Source organism: Lysobacter sp. 1R34A (assembly GCF_051217035.1).
In the GTDB taxonomy this organism is placed as follows: domain Bacteria; phylum Pseudomonadota; class Gammaproteobacteria; order Xanthomonadales; family Xanthomonadaceae; genus Lysobacter.
Genome location: NZ_JBPKJP010000077.1, coordinates 1 through 20,130 on the forward strand (window position 1 = coordinate 1; position 20,130 = coordinate 20,130).

24 protein-coding genes are annotated in these 20,130 nt (G+C 69.1%); 14 read left to right on the top strand and 10 right to left on the bottom strand.

The genetic code is table 11. From position 1 onward, the window contains the following. The 3 genes from ACSAMQ_RS15445 to ACSAMQ_RS15455 all read right to left on the bottom strand — a co-directional run. A partial coding sequence (locus tag ACSAMQ_RS15445) for a THUMP domain-containing protein (RefSeq protein WP_435396494.1) occupies positions 1-742 on the bottom strand: 742 nt, incomplete at its 3' end. A 12-nt stretch (positions 743-754) separates the two neighbouring features. Further along, positions 755-1,285: a hypothetical protein gene (locus ACSAMQ_RS15450; protein WP_435396495.1), complete on the bottom strand. Its 531-nt coding sequence runs from the start codon at positions 1,283-1,285 to the stop codon at positions 755-757. A gap of 23 nt (positions 1,286-1,308) precedes the next feature. After that, positions 1,309-1,842: an MOSC domain-containing protein gene (locus ACSAMQ_RS15455; RefSeq protein ID WP_435396496.1), complete on the bottom strand. Its 534-nt coding sequence runs from the start codon at positions 1,840-1,842 to the stop codon at positions 1,309-1,311. A gap of 39 nt (positions 1,843-1,881) precedes the next feature. Here ACSAMQ_RS15455 and ACSAMQ_RS15460 point away from each other — a divergent pair, with 39 nt between their 5' ends. From ACSAMQ_RS15460 to ACSAMQ_RS15475, 4 genes are all read left to right on the top strand, one after another. Then, positions 1,882-2,442: an N-acetylmuramoyl-L-alanine amidase gene (locus ACSAMQ_RS15460; protein WP_435396497.1), complete on the top strand. Its 561-nt coding sequence runs from the start codon at positions 1,882-1,884 to the stop codon at positions 2,440-2,442. Between the two features lie 124 nt (positions 2,443-2,566). Beyond that, positions 2,567-3,463, top strand: a complete 897-nt coding sequence (gene tesB / locus ACSAMQ_RS15465) for an acyl-CoA thioesterase II (protein ID WP_435396498.1) — start codon at positions 2,567-2,569, stop codon at positions 3,461-3,463. A gap of 1 nt (position 3,464) precedes the next feature. Continuing rightward, on the top strand, positions 3,465-4,316 hold the full coding sequence (locus ACSAMQ_RS15470; protein ID WP_435396499.1) for a hypothetical protein: 852 nt from the start codon (positions 3,465-3,467) through the stop codon (positions 4,314-4,316). 251 nt (positions 4,317-4,567) lie between these two features. Then, complete coding sequence (locus ACSAMQ_RS15475) at positions 4,568-5,851, top strand: RNA polymerase sigma factor (protein ID WP_435396500.1); 1,284 nt, start codon at positions 4,568-4,570, stop codon at positions 5,849-5,851. 81 nt (positions 5,852-5,932) lie between these two features. On the opposite strand, the gene ACSAMQ_RS15480 is transcribed toward ACSAMQ_RS15475, so the two are convergent. Continuing rightward, positions 5,933-6,553 carry an EF-hand domain-containing protein gene (locus ACSAMQ_RS15480; protein ID WP_435396501.1) on the bottom strand — a complete coding sequence of 207 codons (621 nt, stop codon included), beginning with the start codon at positions 6,551-6,553 and terminating at the stop codon, positions 5,933-5,935. Between the two features lie 152 nt (positions 6,554-6,705). Between ACSAMQ_RS15480 and ACSAMQ_RS15485 the strand changes: the two genes are divergently transcribed. The 4 genes from ACSAMQ_RS15485 to ACSAMQ_RS15500 all read left to right on the top strand — a co-directional run bounded on the left by ACSAMQ_RS15485 (position 6,706) and on the right by ACSAMQ_RS15500 (position 10,847). Further along, the gene (locus ACSAMQ_RS15485; RefSeq protein WP_435396502.1) at positions 6,706-7,449 is read left to right on the top strand and encodes an arginyltransferase; all 744 of its coding nucleotides are present in this window, start codon (positions 6,706-6,708) and stop codon (positions 7,447-7,449) included. Between the two features lie 124 nt (positions 7,450-7,573). Then, on the top strand, positions 7,574-7,999 hold the full coding sequence (locus ACSAMQ_RS15490) for a hypothetical protein (protein ID WP_223621633.1): 426 nt from the start codon (positions 7,574-7,576) through the stop codon (positions 7,997-7,999). A 170-nt stretch (positions 8,000-8,169) separates the two neighbouring features. After that, positions 8,170-9,423: an endonuclease/exonuclease/phosphatase family protein gene (locus ACSAMQ_RS15495; protein ID WP_435396503.1), complete on the top strand. Its 1,254-nt coding sequence runs from the start codon at positions 8,170-8,172 to the stop codon at positions 9,421-9,423. A 623-nt stretch (positions 9,424-10,046) separates the two neighbouring features. Next, positions 10,047-10,847 carry an ATP-grasp domain-containing protein gene (locus tag ACSAMQ_RS15500; RefSeq protein WP_435396504.1) on the top strand — a complete coding sequence of 267 codons (801 nt, stop codon included), beginning with the start codon at positions 10,047-10,049 and terminating at the stop codon, positions 10,845-10,847. Between the two features lie 7 nt (positions 10,848-10,854). Here the strand turns inward: ACSAMQ_RS15500 and ACSAMQ_RS15505 are convergent, their stop codons facing one another. From ACSAMQ_RS15505 to purT, 3 genes are all read right to left on the bottom strand, one after another. Beyond that, positions 10,855-11,214 (bottom strand): ADP-ribosylation/crystallin J1, encoded by a 360-nt coding sequence (locus tag ACSAMQ_RS15505; RefSeq protein WP_435396505.1) that lies wholly within the window; start codon positions 11,212-11,214, stop codon positions 10,855-10,857. Positions 11,215-11,311: 97 nt separating this feature from the next. Beyond that, positions 11,312-11,719 (bottom strand): hypothetical protein, encoded by a 408-nt coding sequence (locus ACSAMQ_RS15510; RefSeq protein WP_435396506.1) that lies wholly within the window; start codon positions 11,717-11,719, stop codon positions 11,312-11,314. A gap of 113 nt (positions 11,720-11,832) precedes the next feature. Further along, entirely contained in the window at positions 11,833-13,032 is a 1,200-nt protein-coding gene (gene purT, locus ACSAMQ_RS15515) for a formate-dependent phosphoribosylglycinamide formyltransferase (protein WP_435396507.1), read from the bottom strand. 288 nt (positions 13,033-13,320) lie between these two features. On the opposite strand from purT, the gene ACSAMQ_RS15520 reads away from it, so the two are divergent. The 6 genes from ACSAMQ_RS15520 to ACSAMQ_RS15545 all read left to right on the top strand — a co-directional run bounded on the left by ACSAMQ_RS15520 (position 13,321) and on the right by ACSAMQ_RS15545 (position 16,824). Then, a complete protein-coding gene (locus tag ACSAMQ_RS15520) occupies positions 13,321-14,121 on the top strand; it encodes a hypothetical protein (RefSeq protein WP_435396508.1) in 801 nt (266 codons plus the stop codon). 225 nt (positions 14,122-14,346) lie between these two features. Continuing rightward, positions 14,347-15,210, top strand: coding sequence for an SPFH domain-containing protein (locus ACSAMQ_RS15525; RefSeq protein ID WP_435396509.1), 864 nt, complete (start codon positions 14,347-14,349; stop codon positions 15,208-15,210). Between the two features lie 10 nt (positions 15,211-15,220). Continuing rightward, positions 15,221-15,589, top strand: a complete 369-nt coding sequence (locus tag ACSAMQ_RS15530) for a hypothetical protein (RefSeq protein ID WP_435396510.1) — start codon at positions 15,221-15,223, stop codon at positions 15,587-15,589. Further along, on the top strand, positions 15,586-15,768 hold the full coding sequence (locus ACSAMQ_RS15535) for an Arc family DNA-binding protein (protein WP_435396511.1): 183 nt from the start codon (positions 15,586-15,588) through the stop codon (positions 15,766-15,768). The genes ACSAMQ_RS15530 and ACSAMQ_RS15535 overlap by 4 nt, the downstream gene beginning before the upstream one ends. Then, positions 15,765-15,944 (top strand): hypothetical protein, encoded by a 180-nt coding sequence (locus ACSAMQ_RS15540; protein ID WP_435396512.1) that lies wholly within the window; start codon positions 15,765-15,767, stop codon positions 15,942-15,944. The genes ACSAMQ_RS15535 and ACSAMQ_RS15540 overlap by 4 nt, the downstream gene beginning before the upstream one ends. A 70-nt stretch (positions 15,945-16,014) precedes the next feature. Beyond that, positions 16,015-16,824: a M15 family metallopeptidase gene (locus tag ACSAMQ_RS15545; protein WP_435396513.1), complete on the top strand. Its 810-nt coding sequence runs from the start codon at positions 16,015-16,017 to the stop codon at positions 16,822-16,824. Positions 16,825-16,858: 34 nt separating this feature from the next. On the opposite strand, the gene ACSAMQ_RS15550 is transcribed toward ACSAMQ_RS15545, so the two are convergent. The 3 genes from ACSAMQ_RS15550 to ACSAMQ_RS15560 all read right to left on the bottom strand — a co-directional run bounded on the left by ACSAMQ_RS15550 (position 16,859) and on the right by ACSAMQ_RS15560 (position 19,784). Next, positions 16,859-17,548: a DNA-3-methyladenine glycosylase family protein gene (locus tag ACSAMQ_RS15550; RefSeq protein WP_435396514.1), complete on the bottom strand. Its 690-nt coding sequence runs from the start codon at positions 17,546-17,548 to the stop codon at positions 16,859-16,861. 1 nt (position 17,549) lies between these two features. Further along, on the bottom strand, positions 17,550-17,939 hold the full coding sequence (locus tag ACSAMQ_RS15555) for a DUF423 domain-containing protein (protein WP_435396515.1): 390 nt from the start codon (positions 17,937-17,939) through the stop codon (positions 17,550-17,552). A gap of 753 nt (positions 17,940-18,692) precedes the next feature. Further along, positions 18,693-19,784: an SRPBCC family protein gene (locus tag ACSAMQ_RS15560; protein WP_435396516.1), complete on the bottom strand. Its 1,092-nt coding sequence runs from the start codon at positions 19,782-19,784 to the stop codon at positions 18,693-18,695. Positions 19,785-20,130: the final 346 nt, after the last annotated feature.

Here is a 20,130-nt window from a genome sequence, read left to right on the forward strand (position 1 = left end):
CCTGCTCGCAGAGCGCGCGCCAGCCGGCGAAGTCGAACCCGCGCCAACGGGTCGGCGGCAAGGCGCCATGGCGCAGCAGGCCGGGCGCCACGTCGGCGGCCATCAGCGCGCCTTCGATCAGCAAGGTGCCGCTGCCGCACATCGGGTCGAACAGGCTGCCGCCCTGGGCGTAGAGCTTCGGCCAACCGCCGCGCAGCAACACCGCCGCGGCGAGATTCTCCTTGAGCGGCGCCTCGCCCTGCTTCTGCCGCCAACCGCGCCGATGCAGCGAACCGCCGCCGAGGTCGATCGAGAGGATGCCGCGGCCCTTGCGCAGGACGAAGTTCAGGCGCAGGTCCGGGGTGTCGGTATCGACGTCGGGGCGCGCGCCGGTTTGCGCGCGCATCACATCGACGACCGCGTCCTTGATCCGCTGCGCGGCGTAGCGCGCATGGGTGATGGCTTCGCCGGACACGTGCGCATCGACCGCGAGCGTATGCACGCTCTCCATGTGCTCCGGCCACGGCAACGCGGCGACGCCGGCGTACAGCGCGTGCTCGTCGGGGCAGTCGAACTCGGCGATCGGCCACAGCACGCGGCTGGCCAGCCGCGACCACAGCACCGCGCGCTGCGCGTCGGCCAGGTCGCCTTCGACATTGACGCCGGCGGTGGCGGCGGTCGCGCGCTGGCAGCCCAGCGCGATCAGTTCGTCGGCGAGCAGGTATTCCAGGCCCTTGCCGCAGCTTGCGTAAAACTTGCTCATTTCGATGCTTACTCAGATTCGTTCGAGCAGACGCGCGAAGGCTTCCGCGCTGCCTTCGACGTGCGCCGAAAGCCGGTGGCTGTCGTCGACCAGCAGCAGGCGCGCACGGCGCGGCTGGGCCCAGGCGACGACGTCGGCGGCGGGGATCAGTTCGTCGTCCCAGCCGTGGATGATGCTGATCGGTACATCGGCGGCCTGCATCGGCTCGGCATGGCCCATGCGGATCGGCGGCGCCATCAGGAACAGGCCGGCCGGCTTCACCCGCATCGACACCCATCCGGAGATGTAGGCGCCCAGGCTGGAACCGGCCAGCAGCACCGGCCCGCGCTCGGCCGCGGCGCGGGCCAGGGCGAGCAGGCGCTGCATGCGCGCCGGCACGTCGCCGAGTTCGCTGACCTTCCGATCGGCGTCGAGGTCGGTGTAGTCGGGACGCTCGTGGCTCCAGCCGAAGCGCGCGGCGACCTCGGCCAGGGCGGTGACCTTGGTCGCGTCAGGGCCGCTTTCGAAGCCATGGGAAAGAATGCAATGTCCGGTCGTAGCCATGCGCTCAGATCGAGTAGAGAGAATCAGACCGCCGCGCCTGCGGTCGCACGGGTCTGCGCATCGGCCAGCACGACCAGCGAATCGCCGCGCCGGATCCTGCCGCCTTCGACGATGCGCGCGCACAGCCCGCCGTGGCCGCGCATCGCATTGAAGCCGCCCGGGCCGAGCGCGGCTTCCATCATCGAGCACGGATCGCAGGACTCGGTGCCTTCGAGCACGGCCTCGCCGAGACGGAAACGCCGGCCCTTGAGCGCGATCAGGGGCAGGCCGGAGACGACGATGTTGCGGCGCAGGCGCGCCGGTTCGACCGCGTCGAGCCCGGCCAGGGCCGCGATCACCGGCAGGTGCTCGGCCTGGATCAGGGTGATGCCGCGTTCGCCGCTGCGGCCCTTGTAGCGATCGCCGGCGAGACCTGCGCCGGCCTGGGCCAGCACTTCGTCGAGCGCCTGCATCGCGGTGCCGCGCGCGGGCCGGATCCCGATCCATTCCACGCGACCCGGACGCGGCAGCGTGGCCATGAGTTTTCCTAGCGCGGAATCGGCGGGCGGCAGGGTCATGGGGGCTCCGTGTGAGGGCGAATGGTAGCATCCGGCCTCATGCCGCCCCTGAACCTCGTCCTCGCCCCCCTGCCCTACGAAACGCGGTTGCAGGCGCGCGACCCCGCGACGATCGACCTCGTGGTGATCCACTGCACCGAACTGCCGGACCTGGCCACCGCGCGCGACTACGGCGAACGCGTGCTCTACCCGCAATCGGGCACCGGCAACAGCGGCCACTACTACGTCGACCGCGACGGCGGCGTCTCGCGCTACGTTGCGCCGGAGCGTATCGCTCACCACACCCGCGGTTACAACGAGCGCTCGATCGGCATCGAGCTGGTCAACACCGGGCGTTATCCCGACTGGCTGGATTCGCGCCGCCAGGCCATGGACGAAGCCTATACGCCGCAACAGATCGAGGCCTTGCTGGTGCTGCTGGCGGCATTGCGCGCGCAACTGCCTTCGCTGCGCCTGATCGCCGGCCACGAAGATCTGGACACGACCGAGGTCGAGGCCAGCGACGACCCGGCCCGCCGGGTGCGGCGCAAACTCGACCCCGGCCCGCGTTTCCCCTGGCCGCAAGTGCTCGACGCCTGCGGGCTGCAGCGCCTGGCTTGAGCGCCGAGCGCCGGGGTGTCGGGCTCGCAGGCCCGATCACCCGCTCGATCGGCCGCCCCGTCCGCCCAGGCCCCCGCCGGGCCTCCGCTATACTGCCGGCTTCGTTTTCCGCAGGTCCGGCCGCATGAGTTCCCCCGTTTCCGAACTGATCGAACTGCTGTCGCTGGAACGTCTGGAAGACAATCTGTTCCGCGGCCAGAGCCGCGACATCGGCACCAAGTACGTATTCGGCGGGCAGGTGCTCGGCCAGGCCCTGTCGGCCGCGCAGGCGACCCTCGACAGCGCCCGCGACGCGCATTCGCTGCACGCCTATTTCCTCAAGGCCGGCGACATCGAAGCGCCGATCGTCTACCAGGCCGACCGCACCCGCGACGGCGGCAGCTTCTCGGTGCGCCGGGTCACCGCGATCCAGCACGGCCAGCCGATCTTCTTCCTCGCCGCCTCGTTCCAAGAAGCGCAGGAAGGCGGCGAGCACCAGTTGTCGATGCCGGAAGTGCCCAAGCCCGAGGACATAGACCCGGCGCCGACGGTGCCGGCCGAAGTCATGGCGACCTTGCCGACCAAGGTCCAGCGCTGGCTGTCGCGGCAGGGGCCGTTCGAGTTCCGCCACGTCTATCCGCGCGACGAACTCAATCCGCCCAAGCGCCCGCCGTATCAGCAGGTCTGGTTCCGCCTGAGCGAACCGGTCGGCGACGCGCCGGAGCTGCATCGCGCCCTGCTCGCCTATGCCTCGGATTTCCATCTGCTCGGCACCGCGACCTTTCCGCACGGCATCAGCTATTACCAGCCGAACGTGCAGATGGCCTCGCTCGATCACGCGCTGTGGTTCCACCGCCCGTTCCGCGCCGACGACTGGCTGCTGTACTCGATCGACAGCCCCAGCGCGCAAGGCGCGCGCGGCCTGGCGCGCGGCCAGATCTTCGACCGCCATGGCCGCCTGGTCGCGAGCAGCGCGCAAGAAGGCCTGATCAGAGTCGTGCGCGACGCCGCCGCGGCCCGTACCGTTCCGGCGAAGGACTGACATGAGGCAGGTTTTCAGCAGTCCGCGACTGGAAAACGTCGAAGGCGTGGCGCAGTTGCTGCGCGACGCCGGCATCGAAGTGCGCGTCACCAACGACCGCTCCTACAAGGGCAATCGCCGTTCCAGCTTCAAGTACAGCGAACCGGGCGGCGAGCGCCCCGCGGTGTGGGTGGTGCGCTCGAGCGATCAGCTGCGCGCGCGCGACCTGCTGCGCGAAGCCGGGCTGATCGACAGCACCCGCGCCGAGGAGCCCAGCCACGCGCCGTTCCGGTTCCAGTCGCGGATCGACCAGACCCGCACGCCCGGGCAGAAGCGCGCCTTCCGCATCAAGATCGGCCTGTTGCTGTGCATCGCCATCGTCCTCGGCCTGGCGATGATCCATAACCTGCGCAACCGCCCGGCCGTCGCGCCGCCGGTGGACGCGGCCGAGGTGGCGCTGCAGAAGCACAAGTTCGACGGCAGCGTCGCCGCGGTGCCCGATGCGCTCGCCGCCGCGGTGTTCGCCCAGCAACTGGCCGAGGCCGACCAGCCGACCCAATGCCTGCGCATCGACCGCCGCGACGCTCCGCGCAAGCTGTTGACCGCCCTCGCGCGCCCCGGCCTGCGCCTGTTGCCGATGAGCCAATGCGTCGAGATCGCCGACGAAGAGCAAGGCAGCCGCGCCCGCGACGGCCAGCCGGCCGAGTTGATCCAGGTCCACGCTTTCCGGCCGACCAGCGCCGACGGCGGCCGCATCGAGTACACGGCGTATCACCATCGTCTGGCGGCGGTCTACAAGACCCTGGAGGTCAAGCGGGTCGCCGGCCAGTGGACGGTGGTGCGGGTGATCAAGACCGTGCGCGCGATGGGCTGAGGCCGCTCCGGTCTCCCGCCCGAACACCCGGGCCACAGCGTGTCCGCCCGCGTTCTCAAGGCGCCGTGCGTACGAGCGGCCGTTGCGGTCACATTTCCGCCGGCGCGACGTCATGGTGGACAGGCATCGCGCGATGCCGTCGCCTGGAGACCCCGCATGAAGCCCCGCCCGACGCACGCCCCGCCCTCCGCCGCCCGCGTCCGGGCGTCCTTCGAGACGCTGTCCTGCCCGCCGATGCGCCGGAGCGCCGCATGAACGCGGAAGTCCTGCACTCGATCATCGATCACGACCTGCCGGCCGCGGCCGGCGGCGACCGCGCCGCGTATTCGCGCATCGTCTCGGCCTGCCAGAACTCGGTGACCTCGATCGCCCTGGCGATGGTGCGCGACGTCCACGCCAGCGAGGACATCGCCCAGGAGGCCTTCCTCAGCGCCTGGCAGAACATCCGCAAGCTGCAGAACCCCTCGAGTTTCCTGCCCTGGCTGCGCCAGATCACCCGCAACCTCGCCAACGATCATCTGCGTTCGCGCCAGCGGCTGCCGCGCGGCGTCGACGACGTCGAGGCGGCGATCGCCGCCGCGGCCGATCCCGAGCCGAGCACGGTCGAGCGCCTGATCGAAGCCGAGCGCACCGAAGTGGCCGCCGAACTGATCTCGGCCCTGCCCGACGAAAGCCGCGAAGTGCTGTTGCTGTATTACCGCGAAGGCCAGAGTTCGCAGCAGGTCGCGGCCCTGCTGGGCCTCAGCGACGCCGCCGTGCGCAAGCGCCTGTCGCGCGCGCGCAGCACGGTGCGCAGCGAACTGCTCGACCGCTTCGCCGTGTTCGCCCGCGCCAGCGCGCCTTCGGTCGGATTCACCACCATGGTCGCCAGCGCGCTCGGGGTGATCGCGCCGGCCGGCACCACCACCGCGGTGGTCGCCGCAGGCACCTTCGGCTCCGGCCTGGCCGGCAAGTTCGGCGCCAGCGGACTGGGCACCGCCAGCGCTTCCGGGGGCGTGGTCGGCGGCAGCCTGGTCTTCATCGCCGAACGCGTACTGTCGCCGGTCTCCGAAGCGGTCCTCGGCGCCCCGGTGGACACTCAGGCCTTCGTCTCGAACATGCAACTGGTACTCGGCGGCATGCTCGGCGGCGCCATCGGCGGCGGCGTGGTCTTCCTGTTTTTCGGCCGCTACCTGCTGTCGTTCGCCGGTACTGCCTCCGAACATCGCGCCATCGCCGGCTTGCTGCGCTTGACCGCCCTCTGCGGCGCGTTCATGAGCATCGCTCTATTGCTGGCGTTCGAACTCAGCACCGGCTGGCAGGTTCCGTTGGCGGCGAGCCTAATAATCACGGTAGCCGGATCGTTGCAATGGATGATCACCGCACCCCGCCGCCTGGGACCGAGCCTGGACCGCATCCAGCGCGAGACCGGTCGCGATCCACGCGCATCCACCGCCTATCGCTGGCTGTTGAGCAACCAGGCGACGGTCTGGAGTTCTCTGATGACGGTCGTCCTGGTGGCCTGCATCCTGTACTCGGAAGGCCGCTTCGGCTGAGCCGCCTGCGCCGCCCAAACGACAGGGCGCACCGAAGTGCGCCCTGTCGCGATCGATCCAGCCCAGCCGGATAAAGCCCGCTCAGCGATGCGGCATCGGCTTGAGGTCGGTCTTGCTCAGGAAGCCGTCGCGATCCTCGTCGAAGAAGGCGAAGTTGCGCGCCAGCCGCGGCATCTTCTCGTCGACTTCGAGCTTGCTGAGCTTGCCGTCGCGGTTAAGGTCGGCCGCGGCGAAATGCTCGTCGAAACGTTTGGCGCGCTCGGCTTCGCGCTTCGGGCGCTCGCTCTCGTGGTAGGCGCGCAACTCGCTGCGCACCAGATAGCCGTCGCGGTTGCGGTCGACCTTGGCGAAGGACTCGCCGATGCGCGGCGACTTCGCCGCCTCGGCCTGGCTGATGCGGCCGTCGCCGTCGGTGTCGAGCCCGGCGATGCCGCCGTGACGGCCGCCGTGTCCGCGGCCGCCGCGGTGCTGCGGGCGCTCGCCGGCGTCGAGCTTGCCGTCGCGGTTCTTGTCGAGACCGTCGAATTTCTCGGCCAGGCGCGGGTGCTTGGCGGCTTCCTCGCGGGTGATCACGCCGTCCTGGTTGGCGTCGATGCGGACGCGCTCGCGCTTCGGCGCGGCGCCGTCCTGCGGCGCGGCGATCGCCGCACCGGCCAGCGCGACCGCGGCGAACAGGGCGACATAGAGGGGGGTACGGTTCATGCGTGGACTCCTGCGGCGGGCGCCACCGTGGCGCCGATGACCGGATCAACGCCCCCGGCCCGGGGCGGTTGACAAGGCGCCGTTCCGGTTCAGTGGCAAGACAGCGACCGGACCTCATGCGCAGCGCACGGATGCGGCGTTATGCTGGCCCCATGGGCACGCAACCGCAGCCGGACAGCGACGACCTCCGCCTGTTCCACACCGGCGAGCACGCCTGCGGCTATTGGCCCGAGCGCGTCGCCCGCGACCTGGTGCTGGACCCGCGCGATCCGCGCCTGCGCGACTGGTATCCGCATGCCCTGGGCTGGGGCTTCCGTCGCTCCGGCGACATCGTCTACCGACCGCATTGCAGCGGCTGCCGGGCCTGCGTCGCGGTGCGCATCCCGGTCGAACGCTTCGTGCCCGACCGCAGCCAACGCCGCTGCCTGGCGCGCAATGCGCAGGTCGAGATGCGCGTGCATCCGGCCGAACGCAACGAGGAGCAACTCGATCTCTACAAGCGCTACCTCGCCTCGCGCCACGCCGGCGGCGGCATGGACGGCCACGGCGCGGTCGAGTTCGACCAGTTCCTGATCGGCAGCTGGAGCGAAAACCGTTTCCTGGAGTTACGCGAGCCGGCGCCGCGCGGCCACGGCCGGCTGCTCGCGGTCGCGGTCACCGACGTGGTCGACAACGCCCTGTCGGCGGTCTACACCTTCTACGACCCCGAGTTCGCCGACCGCAGTCTCGGCACCCTGGCGATCCTGCGCCAGATCGAATGGGCCCGGCGCGAACGGCGCAGCCATCTCTACCTCGGTTACTGGATCGCCGGGCATCCGAAGATGGACTACAAGCGCCGCTTCCGTCCATTGGAGGCCTTCGATGGCCGGGATTGGCGCGTTTTTACACATTTGTAACACTCGTCTCATTCAGGTCGTGTATTTCGTAGCCCGGTCGTAACCAACGACGTGCGGGAACGGCGCCGCTCAGGCATGGCAATGGAGCCGCCACCCACCAACTCAACGCCACATGGAGTCCGCAATGAAATTGAACACCCTGTTCCTGGCCGCCGCGATCACCCTCGCGCTGGCCGCCTGCAACAAGCCGGCCGACAAGCCGGCCGACGCTGCTCCGGCCGCCGACGCCCCGGCTGCCACCGCTCCGGCCGACACCGCCGCTCCGGCGGCGACCGACCCGGCTGCCGCTCCGGCCGCTCCGGCCGCCGCTGCCGTCGACAGCGTCGGCGTGCCCGAGTGCGACGATTACCTCAACAAGATCTCGGCCTGCTTGACCGAGAAGGTGCCGGAAGCCCAGCGCGCCGCGTTCCAGACCGGCATCGATTCGAGCCGCAGCGCCTGGAAGCAGGCCGCCGGTACGCCGGAAGGCAAGGCCAGCCTGGCCACCGCCTGCAAGACCGCGCTGGACCAGAGCAAGGCTCAGTACGCCGCGTTCGGCTGCACCCTGTAATTCCCGCGACACGCTTTGGTTGGACGCGACGCCCCGGTTCGCCGGGGCGTCGTTGTTTGTGGGTTCGCCCGCATCCCGGCGCATCGGATGCTCGCTCGGCGGCCGCGCCGCACGCGATCCCTGCCCGGCCCTGTCACGATGCCGCGGCGAGGCCATGCCATCATGCGCGCATGCTTAGATTGCCCGCCTCCCGCCTCCCCTTCCACGCATGCGCCGCCCTGGCCGCGCTGCTCCTGACGGCCTGCACCCAGGTGAACGTACACGGCGATCCCAAGGCCTGGGTCCGCGACCAGGCAGACGCGTCGACGGCAGCGCCCTTGCGCGTGGCGACCTACAACACCTCGCTCTACGACGATGCCGACGGCGGCCTGATCCGCCGCCTGGAATCCGACGACGGCAACGCGCGCAAGATCGCAGCGGTGCTGCAGCGGGTGCGTCCCGACATCGTGCTGCTCAACGAATTCGACTACGACGCGCAGCAGCGCGCGGCCGACCTGTTCCAACGCCGTTACCTGGAAGTGGCGCAGGACGGCGGCGGCGCGGCGCTGGCCTATCCCTACCGCTATCTGGCCCCGGTCAACACCGGCGTGCCGAGTGGCCTGGACCTCGACGGCGACGGCCTGGCCGGCGATGCCCAGCGCGGCGACCGCGCGCGCGGCAACGACGCCTGGGGCTACGGCATGCACCCCGGCCAGTACGGCATGCTGGTGCTGTCGCGCTATCCGATCGACACCGCCGCAGTGCGCACGTTCCAGAGCTTCAAATGGAGCGCCCTGCCCGGCGCGCGTCAGCCGCGCCACCCCGACACCGGCAAGCCCTGGTATTCGGCGACGGCGTGGCCGCAGATGCGGCTGTCGTCGAAGTCGCACTGGGACGTGCCGGTGCGCACGCCGCTCGGCGTGCTGCATCTGCTCGCCGCGCACCCGACCCCGCCGGTGTTCGACGGCCCCGAGGACCGCAACGGCGCGCGCAACCACGACGAAATCAAACTGTGGGCGCGCTACCTCGACGGCGGCAGCCCGGCCTGGCTGTGCGACGACCAGGGCCGCTGCGGCGGGCTCGCCGAGGACGCGCGCTTCGTCATCGTCGGCGACATGAACGCCGACCCGGTCGACGGCGACGGCGTACCGGGCTCGATCAAGCAACTGCTGGAGCATCCGCGGGTCGACGCCAGCCAGACCCCGCGCAGCGAAGGCGCGGCCGAACGTGCGAAGTTCTACGGCTTCCCGCGCAAGGGCGACACCGCCGAGCACACCGGCGACTTCGGCCCCAAGGCCGGCACCCTGCGCCTCGACTACGCCCTGCCCTCGCGCGGCTGGACCGTGCGCGGCACCGGCGTGTTCTGGCCGAAACCCGACACCGCCGACGCGAAGATCTCCGAAGCCAGCGACCACCACCTGGTGTGGGTGGATCTGGCGGATTGAAATTGGGGGTACGCCAACCTCGGACCGGCTTAGGTCTGCGCGAAGGCCTCGTCCTCGTGGCACTCGCACTGTTCGCTGTCGGCATGAGTGGTTGCGGCGAAGCGCCATCCTCCTCCCGCGCGACGGCGTCCACCGCAACCCACGCGTTCATTCCGCCGCCGCCCGACGTCGGCGATGTAAGCCGTTATCAAGCCTGCAAGGCCAGGCCCCGACGCGTCCTGCCGCAACGCGAACACTGCCAGATCGCGGCCCTAGCCGTGCAGTGCAGTCCGGCCAACGACTGCCTGGTGACTTGCCTGTCCAGCCCCGACGGCGACAAGATCGGTGGCGGCTGTTGGCACGTGTGCTTTTCCGCCCTTCATCGCGACGAACCATCGCCGCCGGGTTCCGACGAATGCCAGCAATTGCCCGCTGGGGGTCATGTCGATTCTCCCGTTGCTGGCCGCCCAGGCTAGGGAAACGATTGATCGAAACGCGTTGTGCTCCGCTGCATGGGTGGCGCCGCCTCGCGATGCCGCTGGCGATTGCCAACGAGGTCGACCAGAATGCCGTCGCAACGATGTGCGCGCTTAGCTACGAAATGCGAGCACCGCATCCCGGCACCGACCACCCCAGAGCCAGCCATGCAATCTTTCGTCACGTGGGCCATCCAGACCAACTTCATTTCGGACGATCACGTACGCCGCGTCCGGCGCGGCGCCGAGGCTGCCGGCGCGCGCGTGCAGGAAATCCTGGTGATCCCGTTTTCCGACGAACTCGGCAATGAGGTGCCGGAACTCGAAGGCGTCGTGATCCCGTACGGCGCGACCAAACTCACTCGCCTGGCGCAACGGCGCGGCTGGCGCGGGCTGTGTTTCGACGACAACGCGTTTCGCGTCGACACCTGGAACCGCCAGCGCAACGACATGCTCAATCAACAGGTGCGGCAAATGACCGTGCGCGATTGCATGACCGCTATGCGCGAGGAACCCGAAGACAGCGTCTGGTTCGTGCGTCCCGTACAGGACCTCAAGCATTTCGACGGCACCGTGACCGTGGCCAAGGAGATCGGCCGCTGGATGAGCAGCGTCGACTCGGGCAACTACAGCTTCGACGAGACCACCGAGGTCGTCGTCGCACCGGTACAGAAACTGCACGGCGAATGGCGCTTCTTCGTGGTCGACGGCCGGGTCGTCGACGGATCGTCGTACCGCGTGGCGGGTCAGCGCCTGGCTAACCCCGTGGCGCGTCCGGAACTGTATGAGATGGCGCAGGAACTGGCCGACGATTGGCTGCCGCACCGCACCTGCGTGATGGATGTCGCCTTGACCGACCAGGGCTATAAAGTGATCGAGTTCAATACCTTCAATTCGTCCGGCTTCTACGCGCACGACATCGAGAAGATCGTAGCTGCGGTGACGCGACATTTCGCCGAGTCCGGCTGACTCGATCTTATTCGGGATCGTGAAACTCCCGGATCACCCCGATCGTCCCGACGATGTGATCGTTGAGCTGATCCAGTTCCTCGGCCGGAACCCACCATTCGGTGTGGTGCGCGCCACCGACCTTCTGCAGCGGGTAGCGCGCCATGAACTCGGCGCGCACCTCGAACCGGGTCACCGCGCCGTAGCCGCTGTCCTTCACGTTCCAGCGCTCGGCGATCTCGGCGGCGTATCGCTCGTTGCTGACCGGGTAGAAGATCGGCTGCTCCGGCAATCGCGGCGGCCAGCGCTTGAATCCGCTCCGGCGCAACAGCGCGAGTTCCTCGGGCCCCACCGGGCGATTCAAGGTGACGGTATCGGTCTTGCTCATGGCTGATGTCCTGTCGGCGCGCCGTCCGGCGCCTGTTCGTGGCGGGCTGCCGCGTCCCGCACGCCGCGCTTGCATCGGCAGGCGGTACGTCGGCGGCTTACTCGGGCTTGTCCTTCGCGGTCACCGGCGTGGGCGCATCGGGCACCGCCGGCGTGGCCCCGGGCACGACCACCGGCGCCGGCGCGACCGGGGTCGCCGCGGCGGTCGCGCTGGGCGACGGTGCGGTGCGCAGCACGCGCGGGCCGAAACCGAAGGCGCCTTCGCCGTGCGCGGACACGATCATCCGCACCATGTTGCCCGGCACCATCAGCTCCAGCGACATGTCGCGGCCATCGGAGGTGCGGCCTTCGAGGGTCATCTCGGTGAACGCGCCGCCGGTGTCGATTTCGCGGCACAGCACGTGCGCGCCGGCCGGGCCGTCGAGCAGGTAGGGTCGAATGGCTTCGCCGAGCGCTTCGAGCGCCTGCGGGAAGAAAAATACGGCGTAGCCCTGTGTCTCGTTCATGGCGCTCCCGTGAAGACGCGGTGCTGTGGCGGCGGTACGACGATGCCGGGGGATGCTGGGGATGGGCGCCTTCGATGCGGCGCCGATCCGTCGATGCTGATCGCGCGCTGCGGTCAGCGCAATTCGACCTTGAGCTGCGCGGCGGCCTCGCGCGCCTTGGCGCGCGCCTCGTCGACGTCCTGGCCGAGCGCCAAGGTCACCGCGACCCGGCGCTGGCCTTCGACCCGCGGCTTGCCGAACAAGCGCAACTGAGTATCGACCTGGCCCAGCGCGGTGTCGACGCAGGAGAACACCGGCACGCCGTGGCCCTGCGCGAGCACCGCGCACGAGGCCGACGCGCCGAACTCGCGGATGGTCGGGATCGGCAGGCCGAGGATCGCGCGCGCGTGCAGGGCGAACTCGCTGAGGTCCTGCGAGATCAGCGTGACCAGGCCGGTGTCGTGCGGACGCGGCGAGACTTCGCTGAACCACACCTCGTCGCCCTTGACGAACAACTCGACGCCGAACACGCCGTAGCCGCCGAGGTCGTCGGTGATGGTGCGCGCGATTTCCTGCGCCCGCGCCAGCGCCACCGGCGCCATCGCCTGCGGTTGCCAGCTTTCGCGGTAATCGCCGTCGCGCTGCAGATGACCGATCGGTGCGCAGAAAGTGGTGCCGGCGGCGTGGCGCACGGTCAGCAGGGTGATTTCGTAGTCGAAGTCGATGAAGCCTTCGACGATGACGCGGCCGGCGCCGGCGCGGCCGCCGGTCTGGGCGTAATCCCAGGCGGCATCGACGGCATCGGCGCTGCGCACCAGGCTCTGGCCCTTGCCCGAGGACGACATGACCGGCTTGATCACGCACGGCAAGCCGAGCTCGGCGACCGCGGCGCGATAGTCCTCGGCGGTGTCGACGAAACGGTAGGGCGAGGTCGGCAGCCGCAGGGTCTCGGCGGCGAGGCGGCGGATGCCTTCGCGGTCCATGGTCAGCCGCGCCGCGCGCGCGGTCGGGATGATCCGGGTGTCGCTGCCGCGCGCGGCGAATTCCTGCTCCAGCTCGACCAGGGTCTGGGTATGGATGGCTTCGATTTCCGGCACGATCAGCTGCGGCCGCTCGGCCGCGATCAGCTCGCGGATGGCCTGCCCGTCGAGCATGTCGAGGACGTGGCTGCGATGAGCGACCTGCATCGCCGGCGCGTCGGCGTAGCGGTCGGCCGCGATCACCTCGACTCCGAACCGCTGCAGCTCGATCGCCACTTCCTTGCCGAGCTCGCCCGAACCGAGCAGGAGCACGCGGAAAGCGTGCGGGGACAGCGGCGTGCCGAGCGTGGTCATGCGGAATCCTCGTAAAACCGTGGGGTGGATGAGCCTAGTCTAACTTTCCGCGCGATAGCCGCGGCGCCGGGCTATGGCGGCGCGCATCGGCCATGCGATGCTGTGACCATGCCCTTCGCCCGTCCTCGGCCCGCGTCGCGCGCCGTCGCCCCCGCACCGCAGTGCTCCCCTGCTCGCCGCCCCCGCGCGGCGCGGCGACTGGCGCTGCTGCTCGCGGCGACGCTGCTCGCGGCCTGCTCGGACGAGCCGGAGGCGCCCGCCCACGGCAGCAGCCGACTGGCGGGGATGATGCTCGACCCGCAGCTGTCGGAGATCAGCGGCCTGGCGGCCTCGCGCCGCCACCCGGGGGTGTTGTGGATGCACGACGACGGCGGCAACCCCGAGCGCCTGTTCGCCGTCGCCGACAACGGCGACCGGCTGGCGACCCTGCGCATCGAAGGCGTCACCAAGACCGACTGGGAAGACATCGCCGCGTTCGAACTCGACGGGCGCTCATACCTGTTGATCGCCGACACCGGCGACAACGGCGGCCTGCGCCGCAGCCTGCAACTGCACGTGATCGAAGAGCCGGCCAAGATCGAGAACGCGCGGCTCAAGCCGGCCTGGTCGATCGCCTTCCGCTGGCCCGACGGCGCCCGCGACTGCGAGGCGGTGGCGGTCGACATCGCGCGCAAACAAGTGCTGTTGATCTCCAAGAAGCGGCAGCCGCCGGAGCTGTTCTCGCTGCCGCTGATGCCGGCCGGCAACGCCCTGCAGACCGCGACCCGGCTCGGCGGCCTGGCCGGCATCCCCGAGCCCGATGCGCAGCTGAGCCGCAACAACCCGGCCCGGGCCAAGCTGCAGGGGCAGGTCACCGCCGCCGACATCTCGCCCGACGGCGACACTCTGGCGGTGATGACCTACCGCTATCTGCTGCTGTACCCGCGCCAGCCCCGCCAGAGCTGGGCCCAGGCGGTCGCCGCCCGGCCGCGGGTCAGCGACCTGCCCTGGCTGCCGCAGGCCGAAGCCCTGGGCTGGTCGGCCGACGGCCGCAGCCTCTACGCCACCGGCGAGTTCATCCCGGCGCCGCTATACCGGATCGCCCCCTGAGGGCGTTCGCGCGCTGCCGGTGATCCGGCCCGGCGGTTCGGCCCGGCCCGACTCGGCCCAGCCGGCCCGGCCGTCACTCCGCCCGCCGAATGCGGTTCCCGTTCCGACCCCTCATATCGCTCGCGCACGGTCGGTGCCGCCGGACGGGCCCTTCCGACGACCGGCCGTTCCAGTTCTGATATCAATCTGATATCAATATCTCCAGACAACGACCGAGCCGACGCCATGAAAGAGAACCCCACCCAATCCCTCGCCGGCATTCCGGTCCTGCTGGGCTGCATCGGCCTCGGCGCGGTCGGCGCCTACGTCTTCCTCGGCGGCCTCACCAGCGAAAGCGGGACCAGCGTGATCCTGGCGATCCTGATCGGCGCCCTCGCCTTCTTCGGCCTGTCCGGCCTGTACAAGATCGAGCCCAATCAGGCCGCGGTGCTGAGCCTGTTCGGCAAGTACATCGGCACGGTCAAGGACAACGGCCTGCGCTGGAACAACCCGCTCTACGCCAAGCGCAAGGTCAGCCAGCGCGTGCGCAACTTCGAAAGCGGCAAGCTCAAGGTCAACGAACTCGACGGCAGCCCGATCGAGATCGCCGCGGTGATCGTCTGGCAGGTGGTCGATTCGGCCGAAGCGGTCTACAACGTCGACGATTACGAAACCTTCGTGCACATCCAGTCCGAGTCGGCGCTGCGTGCGATGGCGACCAGCTACCCCTACGATCAGCACGAGGACGGCCAGCTCTCGCTGCGCAGCCATGCCGCCGAGATCTCGCTGCACCTGCAGCAGGAACTGCAGGACCGCCTCGCCGATGCCGGCGTCAACGTGATCGACGCGCGCATCAGCCACCTGGCCTACGCGCCCGAGATCGCCCACGCCATGCTGCAGCGCCAGCAGGCCAATGCGGTGATCGCCGCGCGCACCCGGATCGTCGCCGGCGCCGTCGGCATGGTCGAGATGGCCCTGGCCGAGCTGCAGAAGAACGGCGTCGTGCAACTGGACGAAGAGCGCAAGGCGCACATGGTCAGCAACCTGTTGGTGGTGCTGTGCGGCGACCGCGGCGCGCAGCCGATCGTCAACGCCGGCACCTTGTACTGAGCGCACTTCGATGACGATCCACGACTACCTCGTCCCCCTCGCGATGGCGGTCAGCGCCGTACCGATCCTGGTGTCGGCGGTGCTGGTCGCGCGCGGCCACGTGCACCTGATCAACGGCCTGGACGCCTCGCGCCTGCCCGACCCGGCCCGCACCGCGGCGACGTTGGCCCGCCTGCTGGCGGCGACCGGCGCGGCCATGCTGCTCGGCGGCGCCGGCTTCCACTGGGCCGGCGCCGACGAAAGCCGCATCGCCGTGGTCGTGACGGCGCTGCTGCTCGCGGTCAACGGCCTCGCCGTCGCCCTGATCCTCGCGATCGGCGCCGCGCGCCGCAGCTATCGCGAGCGTCGCGGCGACGAACAGCGGACGCAGCGGCGGTGAGCGAAAAGAAGGCCTACCCGCTGCGCATCAACGCCGAGGTGCTCGCCGCCGTGCAGCGCTGGGCCGACGACGAGTTGCGTTCGCTCAACGCCCAGATCGAATATGTCCTGCGCGAGGCCCTGCGCAAGAATGGCCGGCTGGCGCGCCCGGACACCCCGACTCCCGAGGAGGACCCATGACCCAGAAGTGGAAGCATCACGTCGTCGAGCTGACCTATCAATTGTTCGAATCGCCGATGCGCCAGCGTATCCAGGAAGAACTCGACAGGCGCGGCGAACAGGGCTGGGAGCTGGTATCGGTCGAGCACGACCCGAGCATTCTCGGCACTCGCCTGTATTTCAAGCAGCCGGCCTGACCCGGCTCGGCTAGCGATGCACCGGCCCGCCACCGTGGCGCGGCGCGCCCTCGCCGGCTAATCTGAGCGCATGCGCGGCCACGGCCACTTGTTGATCAATACGCCCGAGATCGAACTCTGGCCGGGCGGCCTGCTGCGCGCGCGCAGCAACCACGACGCGCGCGCGCTGTCGCGTGCGCGCCACGTGCTGCGGCGCAAGCGCGATGGCCGTTTCCTCGCCGCCGACCTGCCCGAGGGCCTGCTGCCCCTGGTCCCGCGGCTGATCCACGAAGACGGCATCGAGCTCGCCCTGGATGCGCTCGACGCCATCGTCGACTACCGACGCGAGGGACTGCTGCGGATCGGCGAACTGCCGCTGGACCGGATCGAGCAGCGCTTGTCCGCCCTCGGCCTGGACTGCGACGGGTACGAGGCGCGCACCGGCCTGGCCCTGGTCGCCGAACCCGACCGCCTCGCCTATGCCGGCGTCGATCGCTTCCGCCGATCGTTGTGGCTGCACCCCGGCGCCGCGCGCGCCTGGACCCACCTGCGCCAGGCGGCGTCGCTCGACGGCGTCGTTCTCGACGCGATTTCCGGTTATCGCAGCCATCACTACCAACTCGGCATTTTCGAACGCAAGCTCACGCGCGGCCTGCGCGTCGACGAAATCCTTACCGTCAACGCCGCGCCGGGCTACAGCGAACACCACAGCGGCCTCGCCCTCGACATCGGCACGCCCGGCGAACCGCCGGCGGAAGAGTCCTTCGAGCACACCACAGCCTTCGCCTGGCTGCGCGACAACGCCGGCGGCTACGGCTACTTCATGAGTTACCCGCGCGATAATCCGCACGGCATCGTCTACGAGCCGTGGCACTGGCGTTACCAATCGCCCTCGTTCTGAGAATCCGTCGCGATCCCGACGGCCCGGGCCCCGCTCAATCCTGCGAGCGATTGGTCCTGGGCTTGGCGACATCGGAAAAATCAGCGATCCGCCACAGGTACAGGCTGGCGTAGCTGCGATACGGCCCCCAGCGTTCGCCGAGTTCGGCCAGGGCCTTCGGCGCCGGCAGCTCGTCGAGCTGGTCGACCCGTTGCGCGCCCTTGCGGATGCCGAGGTCGTCGATCGGCAGAATGTCGGGGCGGCCGAGGCGGAACATCAACATCATCTCGACCGTCCAGCGGCCGATGCCGCGGATCGGCACGAGCGCGGCGATGATCGCATCGTCGTCCATCGTCGCCATGCGCCGCAGGTCGGGGATTTCGCCGCGCGATTCGCGCGCGGACAGGTCGCGCAAGGCCAGCAACTTGTTGCCCGACACACCGCAGGCGCGCAGCGCCGCGTCGTCGCAGCGGCCGAGGGTGTCGTAATGCAGGCGGTCGCTGCCGATCGCCGCTTCTACCCGGCCGACGATGGTCGAGGCGGCCTTGCCGCTGAGTTGCTGGAACAAGATCGCCCGGGCCAGGGCGTCGACCGGATCGAAGCGCTGGCGCCAGCGCGGATCGCTCGGGATTGGGCCGTTCTCCAGCCGATCGACTTTCTTCATCCATGCGCCGAGCTTGCGGTCGCGCTTGCTCAGATACGCATGCGCCGCCTCGGCATCGAACCCCCGGACATGTCGCGGCATCTCAACGCCTCAGCGCATCGGCGGCGTAGGCCAGCCACGCCAGGATCATCAGGCTGCCGCCGTAGGGCAGCAAACGGGTCGAAGCGCCGAAGAAATACGCCGCCGCCAGGCCGCCGGAAAACACCAGCACGCCGACCAGCAAGGCCGACAACGCGACCCGCGCAAGCCGACGCCGCGTGATCGGCGCCAGCGCCGCGAGGGCCACCCCGTGACCGAACGCGAACACCGCCGCCATCTGCAACCGCGACTGCGCCGCCGGGTCGGCGACATGCGCGGCGTAGGCCGACAAGGCCACCGCCAAAGCCGCCAGCACCGCGCCGGCGGCGGAGAGCGCACGCGCCCCTGGGAGTGTCGGTGAAGGTGGGGAAAGTTCGTGCGGAGGGTTAGCCATGGGTCGGAATCTCGATATGCGCCGAACCGGCGCCGCCGGAGAAGCACGATAGCAGCCGGGCCGGACGGTGGCGCGGGCTTGGCCATGCGGATGTGGCGGTTGAGAGGAATTGGGCGGCGAACCATGTCCATGCAGCGGCGTCGCACGCTCCATTGTCGTCGCCGTGCCGCTGCATTGCTTTGGCTGTGCGCAGCCGAGCACTAGCGAAGGCAATAGGAGACCCGGAGGGCGGCCCGCAGGGATGCGGGCCGTTTTTCATCGGGACGAGAATGTCCCGTATGTAGATCCCTGCGTCGGCATCGAACGCGCGAGCCTGTGATTCAAAGAAAAGCAACTTCTTTGGTGCCTTTCTTTTGTTGCTTTAGACAAAAGAAAGTAACCCGCCGCTTTAGTGGCGGAAGCTTTGGGTTTGATCCTGATCCAGATCCAGATCTTTCTTGAAGCGTGCGCCGCGAGACCGCCACAGCGATGTCGCGGCTTGCGCCACTCCTACCCTTGACGAAAGCACGCCGCTTCTACGAACGACGACGGCCACGTAGCCCCCTGCGCGTTCCGCGGTCGCGACTCACCTCGCTCCTACACAAAGCCACAATGGCGAAGCGAAACGAAGACATGGCAGTGGCGGCTAGCGCCGCCCCTACCTCAAGGCCAAAGCGCACCAGCGCCGACCAGCGCCCACAAAAAAACGCGCCGCGGAAACCGCGGCGCGTTTCGTCGAGCGCGGGTCCGCCGCAGCGGACCCCACGTCCGGTATTACTTGATCGGCCAGTACACGTCGAACTGGCCCAGGGCCGGGTCGAAGCTCTGGTCGATGCCGGCCTTCCAGACTTCGTACGGACGCTCGGTCGTGGTGTAGCCGCGGGTCAGCGCCCAGGCGCGGACGGCGTCGCGGACCGGAGCCAGCGCGGCCATGTTGTGGCCGCCGCTCGAGGCGACGACGACCTTGCTCGCCGGCCACAGTTCGGCCTTGACCGGGTTGCCGGCTCCGTCGATCTTGACGTCGAGCTTGGTCGCTTCGGTGCTGGTGTCGCCGATCTTGCGCACCACCTGCACCACGTCGAACGAATAGGTTTCGCTGCCGAACTCGTTGGTCACCACGCGGATCGGACCGACCGCCTCGAGGCCGTTGGCGGCGATGACTTTCTTGATCCATTCCATGTTGGAGTGGATCTGCGACTTGATCTTCTCGTTGTCGCGCTCGACCGCGGCGGTCACGCTGAGCACGTTCTCGGCCGGACGGTCGAGGACCTTCGGCGCGTTGGCCGGATCGGCTTCGGCGAGCTTGGAATAGTCGTAGTTCGGAACGGTCGCCAGCAGGTTGCTCAGGCGCGCCAGACCCATCTTGATGTCTTCGCCGACGTTGCTGCTGACGTACAGGCCGGAGTAACGGCCGAGCAGGTTCCAGCCGTAGTCGACGTCGTAGGTCTGGGTGATCTCGACGTTGCGGTTGTTGTTGCCGGTCGGACGCAGCTTGAACTCGGTGCGCTTGTTGTCGCCGCGCTCCTCGTTGACGATCTTGTAGCCGACCGACTTGCCCGGCTCGCTGCTGACGATTTCCCAGCTGCCCTTGCCCAGGCCGCGTTCCTTGGACGAATACTCCAGGCGGGCGCCCACGCCCTCATCCTTGCCGGTCAGCTTGACCTCCATGGCCGGGTCGCGCAGCACCAGCGGGTTCCAATCCTTGAAGCGACGCAGGCTGTTCAAGGTGTCGAACACGATGGTCAGCTTGCGGTTGGTCTCAACCGAGTGCGACAGATGGCGGCTCGACGGCAAAACCACGCCGACAACCAGAAACAGCACGGCGACGATCGCCAGTGAAATCAAAATCTCGATCAGACGGGTCATTCAGGTTCTCCAGGGCCGGGCCCGGATCGGGCCGGGGCGCAGACCCACAATCGTAGCAAGATAAATCCCGGCAAGGGCAGCCATCACAGGCAAGAAAATCGACGGGCCGCATCCCGCACGGTCCCCGGCGCGGGCCCGAGGCCGCGCCGCGCCCGGCATTGCGCGCCGAAAAGCCTGGAAACGACCGGCTTTTCGCCGCCAAGGCGCCACATTCGTCAGGGTATGCCCGGCTCTTGACGGCGCGCCGATGCGCAACTGCAGTCAATCGCACGCCACACCGACGCGCCCGCCCGAACCGTTGCGATGCGGCGCGGCGCGCGGCGATCGCGCCGAACGCCCGCGCGCG

Coding starts and splice junctions, on each gene's coding strand:
- ACSAMQ_RS15505 (WP_435396505.1), bottom strand. CDS start 11,214: ATGAGCAAGACCGATACCGTCACCTTGAATCGCCCGGTGGGGCCCGAG.
- ACSAMQ_RS15550 (WP_435396514.1), bottom strand. CDS start 17,548: ATGCCGCGACATGTCCGGGGGTTCGATGCCGAGGCGGCGCATGCGTAT.
- ACSAMQ_RS15475 (WP_435396500.1), top strand. CDS start 4,568: ATGAACGCGGAAGTCCTGCACTCGATCATCGATCACGACCTGCCGGCC.
- ACSAMQ_RS15495 (WP_435396503.1), top strand. CDS start 8,170: ATGCTTAGATTGCCCGCCTCCCGCCTCCCCTTCCACGCATGCGCCGCC.
- ACSAMQ_RS15450 (WP_435396495.1), bottom strand. CDS start 1,285: ATGGCTACGACCGGACATTGCATTCTTTCCCATGGCTTCGAAAGCGGC.
- ACSAMQ_RS15545 (WP_435396513.1), top strand. CDS start 16,015: ATGCGCGGCCACGGCCACTTGTTGATCAATACGCCCGAGATCGAACTC.
- tesB (WP_435396498.1), top strand. CDS start 2,567: ATGAGTTCCCCCGTTTCCGAACTGATCGAACTGCTGTCGCTGGAACGT.
- ACSAMQ_RS15540 (WP_435396512.1), top strand. CDS start 15,765: ATGACCCAGAAGTGGAAGCATCACGTCGTCGAGCTGACCTATCAATTG.
- ACSAMQ_RS15490 (WP_223621633.1), top strand. CDS start 7,574: ATGAAATTGAACACCCTGTTCCTGGCCGCCGCGATCACCCTCGCGCTG.
- ACSAMQ_RS15530 (WP_435396510.1), top strand. CDS start 15,221: ATGACGATCCACGACTACCTCGTCCCCCTCGCGATGGCGGTCAGCGCC.
- ACSAMQ_RS15455 (WP_435396496.1), bottom strand. CDS start 1,842: ATGACCCTGCCGCCCGCCGATTCCGCGCTAGGAAAACTCATGGCCACG.
- purT (WP_435396507.1), bottom strand. CDS start 13,032: ATGACCACGCTCGGCACGCCGCTGTCCCCGCACGCTTTCCGCGTGCTC.
- ACSAMQ_RS15480 (WP_435396501.1), bottom strand. CDS start 6,553: ATGAACCGTACCCCCCTCTATGTCGCCCTGTTCGCCGCGGTCGCGCTG.
- ACSAMQ_RS15470 (WP_435396499.1), top strand. CDS start 3,465: ATGAGGCAGGTTTTCAGCAGTCCGCGACTGGAAAACGTCGAAGGCGTG.
- ACSAMQ_RS15460 (WP_435396497.1), top strand. CDS start 1,882: ATGCCGCCCCTGAACCTCGTCCTCGCCCCCCTGCCCTACGAAACGCGG.
- ACSAMQ_RS15555 (WP_435396515.1), bottom strand. CDS start 17,939: ATGGCTAACCCTCCGCACGAACTTTCCCCACCTTCACCGACACTCCCA.
- ACSAMQ_RS15520 (WP_435396508.1), top strand. CDS start 13,321: ATGCTCGACCCGCAGCTGTCGGAGATCAGCGGCCTGGCGGCCTCGCGC.
- ACSAMQ_RS15525 (WP_435396509.1), top strand. CDS start 14,347: ATGAAAGAGAACCCCACCCAATCCCTCGCCGGCATTCCGGTCCTGCTG.
- ACSAMQ_RS15500 (WP_435396504.1), top strand. CDS start 10,047: ATGCAATCTTTCGTCACGTGGGCCATCCAGACCAACTTCATTTCGGAC.
- ACSAMQ_RS15485 (WP_435396502.1), top strand. CDS start 6,706: ATGGGCACGCAACCGCAGCCGGACAGCGACGACCTCCGCCTGTTCCAC.
- ACSAMQ_RS15510 (WP_435396506.1), bottom strand. CDS start 11,719: ATGAACGAGACACAGGGCTACGCCGTATTTTTCTTCCCGCAGGCGCTC.
- ACSAMQ_RS15560 (WP_435396516.1), bottom strand. CDS start 19,784: ATGACCCGTCTGATCGAGATTTTGATTTCACTGGCGATCGTCGCCGTG.